The sequence below is a fragment of the Nocardia sp. bgisy118 genome, assembly GCF_057708605.1.
Genome location: NZ_JBYISM010000002.1, coordinates 72,841 through 89,748, shown reverse-complemented (window position 1 = coordinate 89,748; position 16,908 = coordinate 72,841). Strand labels below are relative to the sequence as shown.

Below are 16,908 nucleotides of genomic sequence, written 5' to 3'. Positions count from 1 at the left end.
GCGTAGCGGCGGGCGAGCCGTGTCGTGATCATCGGCACTCGGCCGCCGGGGAACACCCTCGATTGCCGCGACGTTGCCACCAACCGGGGCGAAGACGAAAGCGAGGACGACCGTGCGGGTCGAGATCTGGACCGATATCAACTGCCCGTTCTGCTACCTGGGCAAGGCCAGGTTCGAGCAGGCGTTGGCGGAGTTTCCGCAGCGTGCGGAGGTCGAGGTGGTGCACCGCTCGTTCGAATTGGATCCGACGCTGCCCGCGGACGAGTCCGGTCCCGTCGTCGCGAAGATCGCCCGCAAGTACGGAATCAGCGAGGCGCAGGCAGCAGCCAATGAGCGCGGCATCGGCGCGCAGGCGGGGGAGCTCGGCCTGCCCTACCTGACCGAGGGACGTGACTACGGCAGCTCCTTCGACATGCATCGCCTCCTGCATTTCGCGCTGGCGAAGGGCCGCCAAGACGAACTTCTCGACGCGCTCTACCACGCGAATTTCGCCGAGGAGACGTCCCTGTTCGGCGATGCGGAGCGGTTGGTCGAGATCGCCGTCGCGACAGGTTTCGAGGAAGCCGAGGTCCGTGCGGTGCTGGCCGATCCCACCGCCTACGCCGACGCGGTACGCGCCGACGAACGGGAGGCGGCGCGGCTCGGTGCGAACGGGGTGCCGTTCTTCGTGTTCGACAACAAGTACGGCGTGTCCGGCGCGCAGCCTCCGGCTCTCTTCACGCAGGCGCTGGAGCGAGCCTGGGCCGACCGCGAGCCAGCGTTGCAGATCGTGGGCGACGCGGACGCGTGCGGTCCCGAGGGCTGCGCGGTCCCCAGCCGCGACTGACCGTCCGGCTCGGCTCGCGAGTTCCATCGAGCCGGGTCGAGCATCGGCCTCGAGTTGCCCGATCCGGTCCGGCAGCGGGCTGTTCTCGCTATGGTTCCCAAATCTCCCGCGAACACAGTCGGACGAAGGAGACGAACCATGGCGAGCTACGGGGATCTGAAGGCACTGTTCGTCAACTGCACTTTGAAGCGCTCTCCGGAGATCAGCAACACCCAGGGGCTCATCGACCGCAGCGCCCACATCATGACCGAGCAGGGCGTTCGGGTCTCCCGGCTGCGTGCCGTCGATCACGACATCGCCACCGGCGTCTGGCCCGACATGGCCGAGCACGGGTGGGCCACCGACGAATGGCCCGCACTACAGCGCCAGGTGATGGACGCCGACATCCTGGTGCTGGCGGGCCCGATCTGGTTGGGCGACAACAGCTCCGTCACCAAGAAGGTCATCGAGCGTCTCTACGGCAACTCCTCGATCCTGAACGAGCACGGACAGTACGCCTACTACGGCAGGGTCGGCGGCTGTCTGATCACCGGCAACGAGGACGGCGTCAAACACTGCGCCATGAACGTTCTCTACAGCCTCCAGCACCTCGGATACACGATCCCGCCGCAAGCCGACGCGGGTTGGATCGGCGAGGCGGGCCCCGGCCCCTCCTACCTCGATCCGGGATCCGGCGGCCCGGACAACGATTTCACCAACCGCAACACCACCTTCATGACCTGGAACCTCCTGCACCTCGCCAGAATGCTGAAGGACAACGGCGGCATCCCCGCGCACGGCAACCAGCGCTCCGAATGGGACGCGGGCTGCCGCTTCGACTTCGAGAACCCGGACTACCGCTGACGATGTCCCGTTTCAGCGCCCCGCACAGTGGCGTCTCGGCTGCGACCTAGCGGCGAACCTCCGGCGCCACCCGATAATTCCGAAGCACGAGCGTCAAGCAGCCCGCCGCGGACACGGCCAGCCCGGTGTACATCACCGGGTAACCGAACCCCGCATTCTGATGCAGAAACGACAATCCGGCGGGGACACCGAATCCCAAATAGCTGACCGAGTAGAACACCGCCGTCAGCCCGGCGAGGTCGTCGGGTCGGGCGATGCGTTCGATTTCCTGTAGACCGGCGACGAGCCCGATGCCGTACCCCGCACCGAGGATGACGGCGGTGAGGATGGTCGCGCCGAGGGTGAGCGCGCCGGAAGCCCAAGTCGCGGCGAGCATTCCGCAGGTGACGAGGGTGAGGCCGACGGCGGCGGCGCGGGCGGTGCCCGGCCGGTCGATGCGGCGGGCCACCGACTGGATGGCGAACCCGCAGCCGAGGGTGATCACGGTGATCAGTGCCGAGAACGCGATGGGCGCGCCGTGCACGCGCGGCAGCATGAGCGTCGGCATCACCGCGTAAGCCGTTGCGGCGGAGGTGAACAACCACAGTGCCGCGGGCAGGGCGACGCAGCGGAAGCGGCGGTGGCCCGCGGCGGGGATCTTCAGGTCGTCGATGAGGCGGCGTGGGTTCTCCTGCGGTGGAACGGTTTCCGGAGCCCGGGACATCCATGCCGCCGCCGCGAGGCAGAGGGCGGCGTTGAGCAGGTAGGCGAGCGTGTTCGGCAGCGGCGCCCACTGCGCGAGCACCCCGGCGGTTCCTGCCCCGATGGCGAACCCACCGGTGAGGCTCATCGCGGAGCGGCGCGCGCCGGTGCCCGCGGGCAGCGCGGGGCCGTGCGGGGGTTGCGAGAGTTCCTTCAGCCAGCTGCTGCCCACCGCCATCGCCAGGCCGAGCGCGACGCCGCAGAGCACCCGGCCCGCCGCGAGCGCGGGCACCGAGCCGGAGCCGAAGGCGAGCAGCAGCGATCCGCTCGCGGCGATCATCGGCGCGGGCAGCAGGAGCCTGCGGCGGCCGTAGCGGTCCGAGAGCGGGCCGCCGATCAGCAGCGCGGGGACGATGCCGAGCACGTAATAGAAGAGCAGCAGATCCACCGTGGTCGGTGGCAGCCCGTGGCTCTTGTACATGACCAGCAGCGGAGTGAATTCGTTTCCGCCCCAGGCGATGGCGAATACCGCGGCGGCGACGCCCCACCAGTGCTTGGTGCTTGCGGGGGATTCGGCGGGGCGTAGGGCTGTCAGGGTCGTCATCACAGGCCCCGTAGTTCCAGCTGGTGCACCCCGGCGAGGTGTTCGATCAGCGCCGCCGCGAAACCGTCGACGTCGCCGCCGGTGATCAGCTCCGCCAGCCGGGCGTGCTGGTCGATGATCCGGTCGATGTCCAGCGGACCGCGCCGCAGGGCGACGCTGTTCATCCGGCGCTGCCGTTCGCGCAGCGAATCGTAGAAGCCGCTGAGCAGCGGATTGCCCGCCGCGACGACATAGGTGCGGTGGAAGTCGGTGTCCTCGACGGCGAAGGCGTCCAAGTCCTCGGTCGCGGCCAGCGCACGCTGGCGGTCGAGGGAAGCGCGCAAGGGACGTGCGACGGCGCCGGGTTCGGCGGCGACGAATGCGCGGACGGCCGCGGTCTCGACGACGTACCTGGCGTGCGCGACGTGCTCGGCCTCGTCGGGCGGGATCGGCACGACGAGCGCGCCGCGCTTCGGGTAGAGCCGCATCCAGCCCTCGGTCTCCAGCCGGAGAAACGCCTCGCGCACGGGTGTGCGCGAGGTGCCGAGCGCGGCGGCGATCTCGCCCTCGCTGATCAGCTCTCCGCCGGGCAGCGCGCCCGAGAGGATGCGCTCCTTGACCTCGCGATAGGCGTGCTCGGCCGATGAGTACGTCTTAGACACAAGTTGTATCTTAGGCGCGCACCCGGCTCACCGGCGTGTGTGATCGACCACCCGGTCAGATCAGCGACACGATTATCGCAATCGCGACCACCGTGAAGGCGACGACCAAGGCGATCGTCACGATCATCGCGGCGACGCCGGTTCCGGGGAACCGGTGCCTGGTGCGCGGCTCCGGCGCGGACAGGCCGGAGGTCTGCGCTGTTTCCGGCGGAGTCGCACCCGGGGCGACGCCACCGCCCGGTTCCAGATCCGGGGTGCGTGCGGGATCGGGGTCCATTGCCGCCATGAGAATCACTCCCCGTCGTTGCCCGGGGACTCGGGCGCGTGCGGTCGCCGTCCGGACATCTTGCGAGACAGGACCACCGCGCCGACGAGCACGGCGATCCCGATGACCACCAATAGCTCCATATCCGCCGGTTACCCGCGATCGTTCCGGCCAATCAGGGGCGGCGCGTTGTGGGATCTCCAGGTCGGCGCGCGCCGAACTGGTGATTTCCCCAGCGATTGCCGATCGCGTTGCCGGGCGTGCTGCGCGGCTGGACGATCGAAAGAGAACGCGACGCGGCGGATCGATGCCGCTGCCTCGCGGTCGATTCCACAAGCCTGCCGACCCGTGGAAGGTGGATGGCGACGATGACATTGCGGCAGAACCTCGTGACCTATCGGGAGATGTACCGATTCCCCGTCGCGATCATGGGCACCCAGGTGGTCCTCCGGGTAGGCGTCGTGGGGGTCGTTTCCATGCCCGACCCGCTCGGTGCGCGCCTACAGTCCTTGTTGCAGCCCGCGCAGCAGGCAGGTCCCGTATTCGTCGACCCGGACACCGGTCGGTGGGTCTTCCTGACCGCGGGCATCCCGACCTGCGAATCACCGCACCGCGCCCTGCTCTCCGAGGCCGACGTACGGATCGCGGAATGGGGTGAACACGTCGCGCTGCCGCTGCTCAGCGAATCCGGCAAGCCGACGTCCGACGAACGCCGCTGGCTCTGGCCGCCGGGTTACGAACTGCCGCAACCCGGTCCGTTCGTCGCCGAATTGCTCGGCGCGGTACACAGATTCGTCCATCGCGGCGACCTGCGCGGTCGCGCACTCGCCGGATGAGCGGTATAGGTCGAGTCCGCCGGGGTGATCCGACGGCGACGTGACACCGACTACCTTGGGGCACAGTGTGTTCGCGCGGACGGTTTCGCCGCGGTGACTCGGGATATACAGCTGCCGAGAGTATCGCGCACAATCCGCTGAACGAGGTGGTCGCACCATGGCATCCGACGGCATGTGGGAGATCCCCCCACTCGACGACGCACCGGACATCGCCCGCACGACCGGACCCCAACCCGGGGAGACTATGGCCGACACCCGGAATTGGGCCGGTTTCGTGCTGGTCGGAATCGGATTGCTCACGGTGATCCCGGCGGTCGCGCTCGCGGCGCTCGGCGTCCAGGGGTGGGCGCTGCTCGTGGCCGTCATCGCCTGCGTCGCGTTGTCGACCGGCGCCGCGCTGCTCGTCTTCCAGTGGAGGAATCAGCGTGCGCGACAGCAGCGTTCGAGCGCGGACGAGCCGTACGCGGCGTGGCAAGCGAGCGTCCCGCCGTCCTGAGCCCTGTGCGGTTTCGGGGGTGGCAGCGAGATGGCTCGGATCAGTGGCTTCGGCAGGCCTCGCGCGCGGTGTTCTTGGTCGCGTTGAACTTGTCGATGGCGGTGTTGAGCGTGTCCACGTCCACGCGGCGGTCGAGTAGATCGGCGAGGGCGTTGGTGTCGTCACGGTAGGCGCGCAAACTGTTCGCGACCTCGGTCGGGACGTCCCTGGTCAGCTTCTGATCCACGTTGCGGGCATTGGCGCGCAACGTGCTGACGGCGGCGGTGGCCTTGGCGTTCGCGTCCGGCGCGTTGTTGTTGCTGGCGTCGATGTAGGCGTTGAACGAATCCACCGAGCTCTCGTTCGCCGCCGCGAAAGCGTCGCAGGCGGCGCCCGCCGCGCGTTCGACGGCCGCCGCTCGCGACGAGGACGCCGCGGCCGAGGATGCGGCGACTTCGGAGGTGTAGGCGGCCAGCTCGGTCTGATCGACCTGGGGATTACCGGTGACCTGCGTGGAGCAGGCGCCGATGAAAATGATGCCGGTCGCGGTCGCCGCCGCGGCGGCGGTCAGGCCTGCGCGTTCCAGTCGTCGCATGTCCGTTCGCCTTTCCCCTCTGTGCGTCCGGCGCGGAGGAGACCGGACCTTACGACGTTACTTCGCGCGCCGTGCCCCGTCAGCTCGGCGTGCCTATATCGATGGCCAACCGATACCGCCGGGCGTGGACCGGTCCGACCGGTCCGCATCGAACCCCGGATCAGGGCGGATGCGGACCGGTCGCGCGCTCAGTTCTGGCCGAGCATGGTGCGCATGGTGGCGATCTCCGCCTCCTGTGCGGCGATCACCGAGCGGGCCAGCGCCTGCGTATCGGGATTGACGCCGTCGGCCAGTTCGGTCTCGGCCATGTCGATCGCGCCCGCGTGGTGCTGGATCATCATCTCCAGCCACATGCGGTCGAACTCGGCGCCGGACGCCGCCTGCAACGCGGACATCTGCTCGGCCGACATCATGCCGGGCATGCCGTGACCCTCGTGTCCGCCACCGGCCGTCGGCGCGGGCTTGCCGAAACTCTGCAACAGGGAACTGATTTGCTCCATCTCGGGCGCCTGCGCTTTCTCGACCTCCGCCGCGAGCGCGAGCAGCTGCGGGTTCTGGCTGTGGCTGGGCACCAGCTTCGCCATCTCGACGGCCTGGGCGTGATGCGGGTACATCATCTGCAGGAAGGTGACATCGGCGTTGTCGAAGTCGGTCCGAGCGGCGGAGGTGGCCCCGGCGGTGGTCGACGACGTGCCGTGGTCCGTGCCGGACGTCGAATCGGAATCGTCGCCACACCCGGCGGCGAACAGCAGGGCGCCCGCCGCGACGGTGGCGACGGCGATGCGGGTATGGGTGATGAACATGGTTGAACTCCTTGGGAATTGCGAAAAGCACGGTGAAAAGGGCAGGCGGATACCGCGACCGTTTGGCAGCACGGACGTGGTGGACCTGTCAGATCCGCAGAATCGACAATTCGGCCAGGGACAACACGGTCCAAGGCGGTGGACGTTCGCGTCGAGGTCGCCAGTGGCGAGCCTTCGGGCCGCCGCTGTCACCGGGCTGATCACCCGGAATTCGGTACAGCGCCACGAGCAAGACCGCCAGGGCGAGCGCGGTCAGGATGAAGACGCAGGCATGCAGACCCGCGTGGCCGTCGCCGCACTCGGTGCACCCGGGTTCCGCGGAGGGGCTCGCCAGGAATTCGGATTGTGTGAGTGGGTGGTCCGCCGGAGCCTCGGTCAAAACGCTGCCGGCCGCGGCCGTCATCGGATGCCGCCCCGACTCGGGCTGCTGGCCCGGCCAGGGACGGTGTGGTGCGGACGCGGTACCGACGGCCGTCGGATCGACGGCCGTCGCGGGAATGTCGCCGGCTCGGTCTCCGTCGGCCGGGCGGTCCGGGATCGGTGTGCGGTCGGCACTGGTGCCCGAGGTGGCGGCGGCATGGTGCGACGTGACCGCGGTGAACGCGTCTGCCGCGGCAGTCGTGTGGTGTGCGGCGGTCGCGGGCGTGGTGAAGATGCCGACGTGCATGGCCGCGATGCCCGCGATCAAGGCGAGCACGCCCAGCAGCCGGGTGAACCCGGATGCGTGCTGGGAAGCGTGCGGTGCGGCCACGTCGATCAGGGTAGCGGGTGCCGCGTGCGGCTACCTATACCCCCTGTATGTATCGGCGATCCGTCCCTGCTCACGTGCGTCCGGCTCGGCTGTTGTCGCAGATTGTTCACACACCTCGCAGAGGTTGTGGCCGCTGCGAAGCGTGTCGAAGGGTCGCCTCGGAGGGTCAGGGAGATGCGATGTCGATGACCAGGCGGGTCGGGTTGGACATGGTGGTGACCGAGAAGCCGGGGCGGTCGGCGTTGACGCCGATGAAGGATTGGGTGGTGCCTTCGAAGACCGCGGTCCGGTAGACGCCTGCGACGGCAGGTGCGCTCGGGTCGGTGGCCGGATCGGGGCCGGAGTAGGGGGTGACGCCGCTGTCGAAGGGATAGGCCGAGCCGGTGATCTGCACTTCGAGGACGGACTGTCCGGCTACGTCGATCTCCTTGCCGCTGCCATCCTGGACGGCGCGATCGGTGTATTGCACGATCCAGCCGGGAGTTCCGGTGCCGCCCAGGTCGTAGACGACGCGATCGAAACCGGAATGGTGGCCGATGCGCAGGTCCGTGACGGTCAGCCCGGCGCCGCTCGATGGCGTGCCGCGCTTGGGGGCCGCGTCACCCGGCGCCTGGGCGGGCGCTTCCACGAGCGAGCCCGTGGTGGTCGGCGGGGTTGTCGTCGTGGCCGAGTCGGTTTCGGCTTTGTCGCAGCCTGCGATCAGGGCTACCGCGACCGCGACCGTCAGCACCATCCTGTTGCGCATGGGGCTGATGTTACTCAGCACGTGGGCCTGACAGGGGACAATGCGGGACTCGGTGTGTGCGAATTCGCGATCACCCCTTTCGCGCGACGCGGCCGGACGCCCGCCGTCCGATCGACGCACCCAACTCACAGAGAGAATCCGGCCGCCCGCGCCTCGAGCGGTGAGTTGTTGCCGTGGGAGGTGGCCAGTCCGCCATCGACCCACTCGGACGCGGGGCGACACACGATCCGGTGATCGATTGCTGGGCAGTTGATTCGGTGGCGCCCCAGCTCGCCCACCGATCGCCTGAGCCGCGCCGCTCGCGGAAGTCCGGATGTGAAGCGGCGGTTCTCCGGTTCGAATTCCTCCGTTCGGCCGCCGAGACGTGGACACGGACCGACCGGCCTTCGAGTGAACGTGAGATGTCGTACGCGCAAAACCGAATCGACGACCGAGCGGGCTCGGATCGATCGACCGGACACGCCGCCGCACCGCCGCCGGGGCCGGCGGAGCGGCCCCGGAAGTCGCGAGTGTTCCTGTGGCAGAATGTTTCAGAGTGAATACGCCGAGGTCGCAAAGTGTGGGTACGCGATTTGCCGGGGTGGGCGCGACTATTCGGCAACGATCTAGCACACTTGACGTGTGGACGATGTCGAGGATGTGCTTGGCCGACTGCGGCGGTATCCGGATGTGGAGGCGCTGAACCTCTATGCCGTCGATGCCGCCGACCGGCTGATCCTCGACGTGGCCGTCGATGCGATCGAGTCGGCGGGTAACGGGAAGATTGCCGTTATCGGTGACAGCTACGGTGCGCTGACGCTCGGCGCGGTCGCGCGGCACGACTTGCGCGACGTTCGCGTGCACCAGGATCTGCTCACCGGCGAACTGGCGCTGGCCAACAACGCTCGCACGCTCGGGCTCGCGGACCGCTACACCGCGCATGCGCTCGGCGCGGATCTGCTCAGCGGCGTCGAGGTCGTGCTGCTTCGGTTGCCGAGGGTGCTGGCGGGTTTGGCGGAGGTGGCCGATGCCATCGCGCGGTACGCCGACCCAGGGGTGATCGTGATCGCGGGCGGACGCGACAAATATCTGACCAAGTCGATGAACGACGTGCTGAGCGAGTCGTTTTCGACGGTCAATGCCAGCCGGGGCAGGCAGAAGTCGCGCACGCTCTTCATCGAGGGGCCGAAACCGGTTGGCGATCCCAGGTTCCCGGTGCGCGAATCCCTGGACGAGGTGGGCATCGAGGTCGTCGCGCACGGGGCCGCGTTCTCGGGTCCGCGCCTGGACATCGGCACCAGATTCCTGTTGCAGCACCTGAAGTGGATGAAGCCGGACGCCCGCGACGCCATCGACCTCGGCTGCGGCACCGGCATTCTGGCCGTGGCACTGGCGAAAGCGCGCCCGGCGCTGCGGGTGGTCGGCACCGATCAATCGGCCGCCGCGGTGGCCTCGGCGCGGGCCACGGCGGCCGCCAACGACGTGGCCGACCGGGTAACGGTGGTGCGCGACGACGCGATGTCCTCGGCCGCCGACAACAGCGCCGATCTGGTGCTGTGCAATCCGCCGTTCCACGTCGGCGCGGCGGTGCACACCGGGTCGGCCATCAAGATGTTCGCCGAGACCGGCCGTGTGCTTCGCCCCGGCGGCGAACTGTGGACCGTGTACAACACCCATCTCAACTATCGCGGCGTGGTGGAGCGGATGGTCGGGCGCACCGAGGTGATCGGCCGGAACCGGAAGTTCACCGTGACACGATCGGTGCGTGGCCTGCACGACGTCAGGCAACGGTAGAGTCCGAATTGTCCGCCTTGGCGAACGTCTCGGGAACTCGGCACGAGTGCCGGACGTTGGACCAGGCAGTTGGATATCGAGCACCAGCTCGGCAGACAGCGGCAACGACTCCAGAAAGGCACTCACGGTGCGCACTACAAGCAATCCGGTCTTCAAAAATTTGCCCAAGCAAGAGGGCGGCGGCTACGCCAACTTCGGTTCGGGTGTAGCGGGTGCCGGGCAGTTCGGACAGCAGTTCGGTAACCAGTACCCCAACCAGTACCAGCCGTACCAGCAGGCCCCGCCCACCACCCGGGCGATGACCATCGACGACGTGGTGACCAAGACCGGCATCACGCTCGGCGTGCTGACGCTCTCGGCGCTCGTCGCCTTCGGCCTCACCGCGGCCAACACGAGCCTCGCGCCGCTGTTCGTCATCGTCGGCGGTCTGGTCGGCCTAGTGCTCGTGCTGATCGCCAGCTTCGCCAACAAGATGGACAACCCGGCGCTCGTGCTGGGCTACGCGGTCGCGGAGGGCCTGTTCCTCGGCGCGCTGTCGTTCATGTTCACCGACATCACCTTCGGCGGCGCGGGCGGTGCCGCGCTGATCGGGCAGGCGGTGCTCGGCACGTTCGGTGTGTTCGCGGGCATGCTGGTCGTCTACAAGACGGGCGCGATCCGCGTGACGCCGCGGTTCACCCGCATGATCATCGGCGCCGTCATCGGCGTCGTGGTGCTCATGCTGGGCAACCTGATCGCGAGCTTCTTCACCGACGGCGGCTTCGGCCTGCGCGACGGCGGCCCGCTCGCCATCGTGTTCAGCCTGGTCTGCATCGCGATCGCCGCGTTCAGCTTCCTGCTCGACTTCGACGCCGCCGATCAGCTGATCCGGGCGCAGGCTCCCGAGAAGGCGGCCTGGGGCGTCGCCCTCGGCCTGACCGTCACGCTGGTCTGGCTCTACGTCGAGATTCTGCGACTGCTGAGCTACTTCCAGAACGACTAGTGAGGCGCGGCTGATGCCGCGATATGACGGAGGCGGCCGCCGGGATTCCCGGCGGCCGCCTTGTTCGTCGGCGGAGTCGATTACCAGCCGGGCAGCGGCGGAACGAAGAACGGCTCCCGATCCCGGAGGATCGAGAGCCGCATCGGGAGCGAAAGCGTCAGCTCAGTCGCTCGATGACCATGGCCATGCCCTGGCCGCCGCCGACGCACATGGTCTCCACACCGAACTGCTTGTCGTAGGTCTGGAGGTTGTTGATGAGCGTGGTGGTGATGCGGGCGCCGGTCATGCCGAACGGGTGGCCGAGCGCGATGGCGCCGCCGGAGACGTTCAGCTTGTCCTCGTCGATCTTCAGCTCGCGGGCCGAGCCGAGCACCTGCACGGCGAAGGCCTCGTTGATCTCGAACAGGTCGATGTCGTCGACCGTCTTGCCCGCCAGCGCCAGCGCGCGCTTCACGGCCTCGATCGGGCCGAGACCCATGATCTCCGGCGACAGGCCGGAGACACCGGTGGACACGATGCGCGCCAGCGGGGTCAGGCCGAGTTCCTTGGCCTTGGTGTCGCTCATGATGACCAGCGCGGCCGCGCCGTCGTTGAGCGGGCAGCAGTTACCGGCGGTGATGCTGCCGTCCGGGCGGAAGACCGGCTTCAGCTGGGAGACGGCCTCGTAGGTGACGCCGGCGCGCGGGCCGTCGTCGGTGGAGACCACGGTGCCGTCCGGCAGGGTGATCGGGGTGATCTCGCGCTCGAAGAAGCCGTTCTTGATGGCCTCCTCCGCGCGGTTCTGCGAGCGCACGCCCCAGCGGTCCTGGTCCTCGCGGGTGATGCCGGTAAGGCTGGCGACGTTCTCCGCGGTCTGCCCCATCGCGATGTAGGCGTCCGGGATCAGGCCGTCCTCGCGCGGGTCGTGCCAGATGCCCGCGCCGCCCTCGGCGGTCTTCGCGGTCCGGGCCTGGGCCTCGTCGAACAGCGGGTTCTGGGTGTTCGGCCAGCTGTCGGCCGAGCCGCTGACGTAGCGCGAGACGGTCTCGACACCCGCGGAGATGAACACGTCGCCCTCGCCGGCCTTGATCGCGTGGAACGCCATCCGGGTGGACTGCAGCGAGGAGGCACAGTACCGGTGCACGGTGGTGCCGGGAACGAAGTCGTAGCCCAGCTGCACCGCGACGATCCGGGCGATGTTGAAGCCCTGCTCGCCGCCGGGGGAGCCGCAGCCGAGGATCAGGTCATCGATCTGGGTGGGGTCGAGCGCAGGAACCTTGTCGAGCGCCGCGCGCACGATCTGGGTGGTCAGGTCGTCGGGCCGCATGTCGACCAGCGAGCCCTTGCGGGCCCGGCCGATGGGGGAGCGGGCGGTCGAAACGATAACTGCCTCTGGCATGAGGGCTCCTTCGTACTTGCTGCTCAGTTTTGTACTGGCACTTCTATGTGTACCGAACCTGTCGAGCGCCGGGAACGCCACCCCGGCCATTGCGCGCTTCGGCGTCGTCCGCTGCGATCACGCCGGATTTCTGGGCAACCAGCCCGCGCAGCCGGGCCGCGAGCCCACGGCGCGGGCCGTGCGCGTCGCGGTCGGTGCGCAGTCCGCGCTGTTCCAGGGCGGCGAGCAGCGCGGGAAGCACTCGCGCCGCGGCCAGTTCGTAACCGGCCGCCGAGGGGTGGAAGCCGTCGGCGGAGAACATCTGCTCGGGGTCGGTGCGGAATTCCGGACCCAGCTCGCCCAGTGCTACCGGGTGCCCGCCCGCGGCGGCGGTGACCGCGAACTGCGCCCTGCCCAGTCGCACGCTCCAATTGCGCACGATGGTGCGCAGCGGCTGCGGGATCGCGGACACCGAGCCCAGATCGGGGCAGGTGCCCACCACGACGACACTGCCCGCCAGGTGCAGCCTGGCCACCGCGGCGCCGAGCCTGCGCGCCGAGGCGCTGACGGAGTGCTTCTTGGTGATGTCGTTGGCGCCGATGAAGATCACCGCCGCGTCGGGCGGCGGTCCCGCGACGAACATGGCGTCCACCTGGCCGGCGAGGCCCTTGGAGGTGGCACCGGAAATCGCCTTGGTGCTCAACCGGATTCGCTTCCCGCTGGCCTCGGCGAGTGCGCGGGCGATGCGCACGCCCGGCACCCCGTCGGCGGTCAGGCAGCCGACGCCGGCCGCGGTGGAGTCGCCGAAGATCATCAGGTGCAGATCGGCGTGCTTACCGGTGCGCCACGGCTCGGGCGCGCCGCAGCCCGCGGTGTAGACGCCGTCCGCCTCCGGCGGTTTCGAGGTGTCGCGGCCGATCACGCCGCGCGCCACGCCCGCCTGCGCCATGAGCAGCCGATAGGCGGCCCACGATGCGGTACCCGCCCCGGAACCGGCGAGCAACGTCGCGGCCCCGGTGACGGCGGCCGTGCGCAGGCTGATCCGAGATGCTCCCACGTTCCGGAATTTTACGGGCTGATCCGAGGGCTCGGCGCGAGCGAATCCCGAGGAACGGAACCGTCAGGCGACGTCGAAGGTGCCGCGCGCGGGAATGCTCAGTGCGTCGGTGGTGACGGTGACCTCGATGCGGCCCGGCCCGGTGTCCTGGAACAGCGCGTACTGGATGCTGCCGTAGATGCCGGTGACCACCGTGTTCTCGTAAACGCCGGTCGCCCCGGTGTTCAGATTGCGCCACGCGACGGTGGTGCGCACCTCGCACAGCGGCGCCAGCGGGTACCGGCCGGGGCCGATGCCCGCGACCGGCAGCGCGCGGACGTTCAGAATGGCGCGGCCCGGCCAATCGGGGCTGGTGTCGGCCCAGGTCTGAATGGTGGTCCAGCAGAGTCCGCCGTGGGCCATGGTCGGCACTTGCGGGAACGACACGGTGCCTGCGTTGGCCTGCGCTCCGGTCCCGATCAGCGCGGCCGTCGCCGTCGCGGCGAGGACGGTGGCGGCGCGAGTGATAGTGGGCTGCCTCATGTTTCCCGATCCTAAGGGCGGCAGGCCCGCTCCGTGGCGTGTCGCCGACCGGACGCTCCGGACGGACGTGCGCGAACTCACAAGGCCGCCCTCGGCGGTGTTCCCAGGTCGCCGCATGGTTACGCCGCCGCTGCCTGCCCCGGGACCGTCGGTCATGTCACAGGGAGCCTTCTGCAACGATAGGGCTATGCGCATCGCGGATCATGTCGTGGACCTCATCGGCAACACGCCCTTGGTCCGGTTGAACAGTGTGGTGGGGCCGACCGACGGACTCGTCGCGGCCAAGATCGAATACCTGAATCCGGGCGGCAGTGCCAAGGACCGGATCGCGGTGAAGATGATCGACGCCGCCGAGAAGGCCGGACTGCTGAAGCCGGGCGGCACCATCGTCGAGCCGACCTCGGGCAACACCGGCGTCGGGCTGGCGCTCGTCGCGCAGCAGCGCGGCTACCAGTGCGTGTTCGTCTGCCCGGACAAGGTCTCCGAGGACAAGCGCAACGTGCTGCGCGCCTACGGCGCCGAAGTGGTCGTCTGCCCGACCGCTGTGCCGCCGGACCACCCGGACAGCTACTACAGCGTCTCCGATCGCCTGGTCCGCGAGATCGAAGGCGCGTGGAAGCCGGACCAGTACTCCAACCCCGGCGGCCCCCAGAGCCACTACGAGACCACCGGCCCGGAGATCTGGCGCGACACCGAAGGCAAGATCACCCACTTCGTCGCGGGCGTCGGCACCGGCGGCACCATCACCGGCACCGGCCGCTACCTGAAGGAAGTGTCGGGCGGCAAGGTCAAGATCATCGGCGCCGACCCCGAGGGGTCGGTGTATTCCGGCGGCACCGGCCGCCCGTACCTGGTGGAGGGCGTCGGCGAGGACTTCTGGCCCTCGGCCTACGACCCGGCCGTGCCGGACGAGATCATCGCGGTCTCCGACGCCGACTCCTTCGACATGACCCGCAGGCTGGCCCGTGAGGAAGGGCTGCTCGTCGGCGGTTCCTGCGGTATGGCCGTGGTCGCCGCCATCGAGGTGGCGCGCCGCGACCCGGACGCGGTCGTCGTGGTGCTGCTGCCGGACGGCGGTCGCGGCTACCTCTCCAAGATCTTCAACGACGAGTGGATGAGCTCCTACGGCTTCCTGCGCAGCCGCCTCGACGGCAGCCCGGAGCCGCTGGTCGGCGACGTGCTGCGCGGCAAGTCCGGCGAGCTGCCCGACCTGGTGCACACCCACCCGTCGGAGACGCTGCGCGACGCCATCGAGATCCTCCGCGAATACGGCGTCTCGCAGATGCCGGTCGTCGGCGCCGAGCCGCCGGTGATGGCGGGCGAGGTGGCGGGCAGCGTCACCGAGCGCGACCTGCTCTCCGCGGTCTTCGAAGGCCGCGCGCAGCTCACCGACTCGGTGGCCGAGCACATGAGCCCGTCGTTCCCGCTGATCGGTTCCGGCGAGCCCATCTCCGCGGCCACCAAGGCGCTGTCGGACACCGACGCGCTGATGGTCGTCGAGGACGGCAAGCCGGTCGGCGTCATCACCCGCCACGACCTGCTCGGCTTCCTGAGTACCGGCCGCATCGGTCACTGACCGCCGCGCAGCTCGTCACTGCAGGTCTTTCGACGCACCGTGCCTGCACGGGCTGCGCGGCGTCGAGAGGCTCTGGTTCGGCTTCGCCGTAGGCCGGGTAGGGCCGGCATGTTCGTGGTGAGTGTGCTCTAGATCACATTTCATGCAGGTAGTGCATGAGTGGCGAGCGTCGTCGCGCCGTGTGATGGCAACGGGATCCGGTTCGGCTGGAGGGGTTCTCGGCGCTTCGACCGCGCGGCGGCTTCGTTCCTGATAGGCGTCGAATGGACTTCGGCCCCGAATTAGGGCGCCATGGCGCGAACGGCAAATTCTTCGCAAATAACCGGAGTTCAGTGCCTCGCGGAGGTATAACCGGGCCTGGACATCGCCACGGCAATCGCCCTGGCTTAATCGGATAGCGAAGGGAAGGCGCGGTGTACACCTCCAGTTTGGCTATCGATTTCCAGCAAGGACTTTCGGACGCGTGGAGTTCGATCGCGACGTTCGTGCCCAAGCTCGCCGGTTTCTCGGTCATCCTCCTCATCGGCTGGATCGTTGCCAAGGTGGTGGCGACGATCGTCGGCAAGGTGCTCGAGCGAGTCGGCTTCGACCGGCTCGTCGAGCGCGGCGGGATCAGGCAGATGCTCGAACGCAGCAAATACGACGCCTCGAACCTGATCGCCAAGCTCGCCTACTACGCGATCCTGCTGATCGCGCTGCAACTCGGCTTCGGCGTGTTCGGTCCGAATGCGGTCAGCGACATGCTCGACGGCATCGTCTCCTGGTTGCCGCAGGCCGCGGTCGCGATCATCATCGTGGTCGTCGCGGGCGCGATCGCCCACGCGGTGCGCGAGATGATCACCAGCATGCTCGGCGGCCTGTCCTACGGCGCCGTGCTCGGCAGGGTGGCGGCGGTGTTCGTCTGGGGTGTCGGCATCATCGGGGCGCTGAACCAGATCGGTGTCGCCACCTCGGTGACCATCCCCATCCTGATCGCCGTGCTCGCCACCGTCGGCGGCATCCTGGTGGTCGGCGTCGGCGGCGGCCTGATCCGGCCGATGCAGCGGCGCTGGGACACGTGGCTGCGCAATCTCGAGGCGGAGATGCCCGTGGTCAAAGGCCACGCTGACGCCTACCAGCGCGGCCGCGAGGACGTTTCCCGCGAGCAGCAGTGGGCGCGCAGGCCCGTGCCCGCTCAGCAGTGGGTCCAGGAAGCGGCCATGACGGGTGGACGTTCGCAGAGCGGCTACTCGCAGCAGCGGGCGGGCATGACCCAGGGGCAGAGCGGTAGCTACCCGCAGGGCAGCGGCTACCCGCAGAGCGGCCAGGGCGGCGCCCATGCGCTGGGCGGCCAGGGCGGTGGTTACGCCGAGGGCGCCGGGTATCCCGAGAGCGGTGGTTATCCCGAGGGCGGGCAGCATGGCTATTCGCAGGGCGCCGCCTACCAGCAAGGCGGCTACACGCAGGGCGGAAACTACCCGCAGGGCGGTTACACCCAGGGCGGCGGCGAGTACGCGGAGTACGACGAGCCGCGCGACACGCGGTAGGACCGGTGATCGAAACGTCCGCCTCGGGTGCGTACCCGGGGCGGACGTTC

18 protein-coding genes are annotated in these 16,908 nt (G+C 68.8%); 8 read left to right on the top strand and 10 right to left on the bottom strand.

Annotated elements, in window-relative coordinates; translation table 11 throughout:
* The first annotated feature begins 112 nt into the window (after nt 1-112).
* Both AC3EO7_RS02670 and AC3EO7_RS02665 read left to right on the top strand, forming a co-directional pair.
* Nucleotides 113-826, top strand: coding sequence for a DsbA family oxidoreductase (locus AC3EO7_RS02670; RefSeq protein ID WP_431964752.1), 714 nt, complete (start codon nt 113-115; stop codon nt 824-826).
* Between the two features lie 138 nt (nt 827-964).
* Complete coding sequence (locus tag AC3EO7_RS02665) at nt 965-1,669, top strand: flavodoxin family protein (RefSeq protein ID WP_435590360.1); 705 nt, start codon at nt 965-967, stop codon at nt 1,667-1,669.
* Between the two features lie 46 nt (nt 1,670-1,715).
* Here AC3EO7_RS02665 and AC3EO7_RS02660 read toward each other — a convergent pair whose 3' ends face one another.
* Genes AC3EO7_RS02660 through AC3EO7_RS02650 form a run of 3 tightly spaced genes read right to left on the bottom strand, consistent with a single transcriptional unit; the run spans nt 1,716 to nt 3,881 of the window.
* Complete coding sequence (locus tag AC3EO7_RS02660; RefSeq protein ID WP_435590359.1) at nt 1,716-2,954, bottom strand: MFS transporter; 1,239 nt, start codon at nt 2,952-2,954, stop codon at nt 1,716-1,718.
* Nucleotides 2,954-3,595 carry a GntR family transcriptional regulator gene (locus AC3EO7_RS02655; RefSeq protein ID WP_435590358.1) on the bottom strand — a complete coding sequence of 214 codons (642 nt, stop codon included), beginning with the start codon at nt 3,593-3,595 and terminating at the stop codon, nt 2,954-2,956. Before AC3EO7_RS02655 ends, AC3EO7_RS02660 begins: the two co-directional genes overlap by 1 nt.
* A 55-nt stretch (nt 3,596-3,650) precedes the next feature.
* Complete coding sequence (locus AC3EO7_RS02650; protein ID WP_435590357.1) at nt 3,651-3,881, bottom strand: DUF6480 family protein; 231 nt, start codon at nt 3,879-3,881, stop codon at nt 3,651-3,653.
* 347 nt (nt 3,882-4,228) lie between these two features.
* Here AC3EO7_RS02650 and AC3EO7_RS02645 point away from each other — a divergent pair, with 347 nt between their 5' ends.
* Together AC3EO7_RS02645 and AC3EO7_RS02640 are read left to right on the top strand one after the other, a co-directional pair.
* Complete coding sequence (locus AC3EO7_RS02645; RefSeq protein WP_431964743.1) at nt 4,229-4,696, top strand: hypothetical protein; 468 nt, start codon at nt 4,229-4,231, stop codon at nt 4,694-4,696.
* A 157-nt stretch (nt 4,697-4,853) separates the two neighbouring features.
* Nucleotides 4,854-5,192 carry a hypothetical protein gene (locus AC3EO7_RS02640; protein ID WP_435590356.1) on the top strand — a complete coding sequence of 113 codons (339 nt, stop codon included), beginning with the start codon at nt 4,854-4,856 and terminating at the stop codon, nt 5,190-5,192.
* 40 nt (nt 5,193-5,232) lie between these two features.
* On the opposite strand, the gene AC3EO7_RS02635 is transcribed toward AC3EO7_RS02640, so the two are convergent.
* From AC3EO7_RS02635 to AC3EO7_RS02620, 4 genes are all read right to left on the bottom strand, one after another.
* Nucleotides 5,233-5,766, bottom strand: coding sequence for a hypothetical protein (locus tag AC3EO7_RS02635; protein ID WP_431964739.1), 534 nt, complete (start codon nt 5,764-5,766; stop codon nt 5,233-5,235).
* Nucleotides 5,767-5,954: 188 nt separating this feature from the next.
* Nucleotides 5,955-6,569: a DUF305 domain-containing protein gene (locus AC3EO7_RS02630; protein WP_435590355.1), complete on the bottom strand. Its 615-nt coding sequence runs from the start codon at nt 6,567-6,569 to the stop codon at nt 5,955-5,957.
* Nucleotides 6,570-6,657: 88 nt separating this feature from the next.
* Nucleotides 6,658-7,320, bottom strand: coding sequence for a hypothetical protein (locus AC3EO7_RS02625; RefSeq protein ID WP_431964735.1), 663 nt, complete (start codon nt 7,318-7,320; stop codon nt 6,658-6,660).
* Between the two features lie 166 nt (nt 7,321-7,486).
* Nucleotides 7,487-8,065 (bottom strand): AMIN-like domain-containing (lipo)protein, encoded by a 579-nt coding sequence (locus tag AC3EO7_RS02620; protein WP_431964733.1) that lies wholly within the window; start codon nt 8,063-8,065, stop codon nt 7,487-7,489.
* A gap of 621 nt (nt 8,066-8,686) precedes the next feature.
* Between AC3EO7_RS02620 and AC3EO7_RS02615 the strand changes: the two genes are divergently transcribed.
* Nucleotides 8,687-9,838 carry a class I SAM-dependent methyltransferase gene (locus tag AC3EO7_RS02615; protein WP_431964731.1) on the top strand — a complete coding sequence of 384 codons (1,152 nt, stop codon included), beginning with the start codon at nt 8,687-8,689 and terminating at the stop codon, nt 9,836-9,838.
* 127 nt (nt 9,839-9,965) lie between these two features.
* Nucleotides 9,966-10,820: a Bax inhibitor-1/YccA family protein gene (locus AC3EO7_RS02610; RefSeq protein WP_431964729.1), complete on the top strand. Its 855-nt coding sequence runs from the start codon at nt 9,966-9,968 to the stop codon at nt 10,818-10,820.
* Between the two features lie 157 nt (nt 10,821-10,977).
* On the opposite strand, the gene AC3EO7_RS02605 is transcribed toward AC3EO7_RS02610, so the two are convergent.
* The 3 genes from AC3EO7_RS02605 to AC3EO7_RS02595 form a co-directional block, all read right to left on the bottom strand.
* Nucleotides 10,978-12,198: an acetyl-CoA C-acetyltransferase gene (locus AC3EO7_RS02605; RefSeq protein ID WP_431964727.1), complete on the bottom strand. Its 1,221-nt coding sequence runs from the start codon at nt 12,196-12,198 to the stop codon at nt 10,978-10,980.
* 43 nt (nt 12,199-12,241) lie between these two features.
* A complete protein-coding gene (locus AC3EO7_RS02600; RefSeq protein WP_435590354.1) occupies nt 12,242-13,234 on the bottom strand; it encodes an SGNH/GDSL hydrolase family protein in 993 nt (330 codons plus the stop codon).
* A 63-nt stretch (nt 13,235-13,297) separates the two neighbouring features.
* Nucleotides 13,298-13,756: a hypothetical protein gene (locus AC3EO7_RS02595; RefSeq protein WP_431964723.1), complete on the bottom strand. Its 459-nt coding sequence runs from the start codon at nt 13,754-13,756 to the stop codon at nt 13,298-13,300.
* Nucleotides 13,757-13,943: 187 nt separating this feature from the next.
* On the opposite strand from AC3EO7_RS02595, the gene AC3EO7_RS02590 reads away from it, so the two are divergent.
* Together AC3EO7_RS02590 and AC3EO7_RS02585 are read left to right on the top strand one after the other, a co-directional pair.
* Nucleotides 13,944-15,332, top strand: coding sequence for a cystathionine beta-synthase (locus AC3EO7_RS02590; RefSeq protein ID WP_431964721.1), 1,389 nt, complete (start codon nt 13,944-13,946; stop codon nt 15,330-15,332).
* A gap of 413 nt (nt 15,333-15,745) precedes the next feature.
* On the top strand, nt 15,746-16,858 hold the full coding sequence (locus tag AC3EO7_RS02585; RefSeq protein WP_431964719.1) for a mechanosensitive ion channel family protein: 1,113 nt from the start codon (nt 15,746-15,748) through the stop codon (nt 16,856-16,858).
* Nucleotides 16,859-16,908 lie beyond the last annotated feature (50 nt).

What these genes read in the sequence shown, in the direction of transcription:
- AC3EO7_RS02665 (WP_435590360.1), top strand. Translation starts at nt 965, where the DNA reads ATGGCGAGCTACGGGGATCTGAAGGCACTGTTCGTCAACTGCACTTTG.
- AC3EO7_RS02660 (WP_435590359.1), bottom strand. Translation starts at nt 2,954, where the DNA reads ATGACGACCCTGACAGCCCTACGCCCCGCCGAATCCCCCGCAAGCACC.
- AC3EO7_RS02650 (WP_435590357.1), bottom strand. Translation starts at nt 3,881, where the DNA reads ATGGCGGCAATGGACCCCGATCCCGCACGCACCCCGGATCTGGAACCG.
- AC3EO7_RS02645 (WP_431964743.1), top strand. Translation starts at nt 4,229, where the DNA reads ATGACATTGCGGCAGAACCTCGTGACCTATCGGGAGATGTACCGATTC.
- AC3EO7_RS02640 (WP_435590356.1), top strand. Translation starts at nt 4,854, where the DNA reads ATGGCATCCGACGGCATGTGGGAGATCCCCCCACTCGACGACGCACCG.
- AC3EO7_RS02635 (WP_431964739.1), bottom strand. Translation starts at nt 5,766, where the DNA reads ATGCGACGACTGGAACGCGCAGGCCTGACCGCCGCCGCGGCGGCGACC.
- AC3EO7_RS02630 (WP_435590355.1), bottom strand. Translation starts at nt 6,569, where the DNA reads ATGTTCATCACCCATACCCGCATCGCCGTCGCCACCGTCGCGGCGGGC.
- AC3EO7_RS02620 (WP_431964733.1), bottom strand. Translation starts at nt 8,065, where the DNA reads ATGCGCAACAGGATGGTGCTGACGGTCGCGGTCGCGGTAGCCCTGATC.
- AC3EO7_RS02605 (WP_431964727.1), bottom strand. Translation starts at nt 12,198, where the DNA reads ATGCCAGAGGCAGTTATCGTTTCGACCGCCCGCTCCCCCATCGGCCGG.
- AC3EO7_RS02595 (WP_431964723.1), bottom strand. Translation starts at nt 13,756, where the DNA reads ATGAGGCAGCCCACTATCACTCGCGCCGCCACCGTCCTCGCCGCGACG.
- AC3EO7_RS02590 (WP_431964721.1), top strand. Translation starts at nt 13,944, where the DNA reads ATGCGCATCGCGGATCATGTCGTGGACCTCATCGGCAACACGCCCTTG.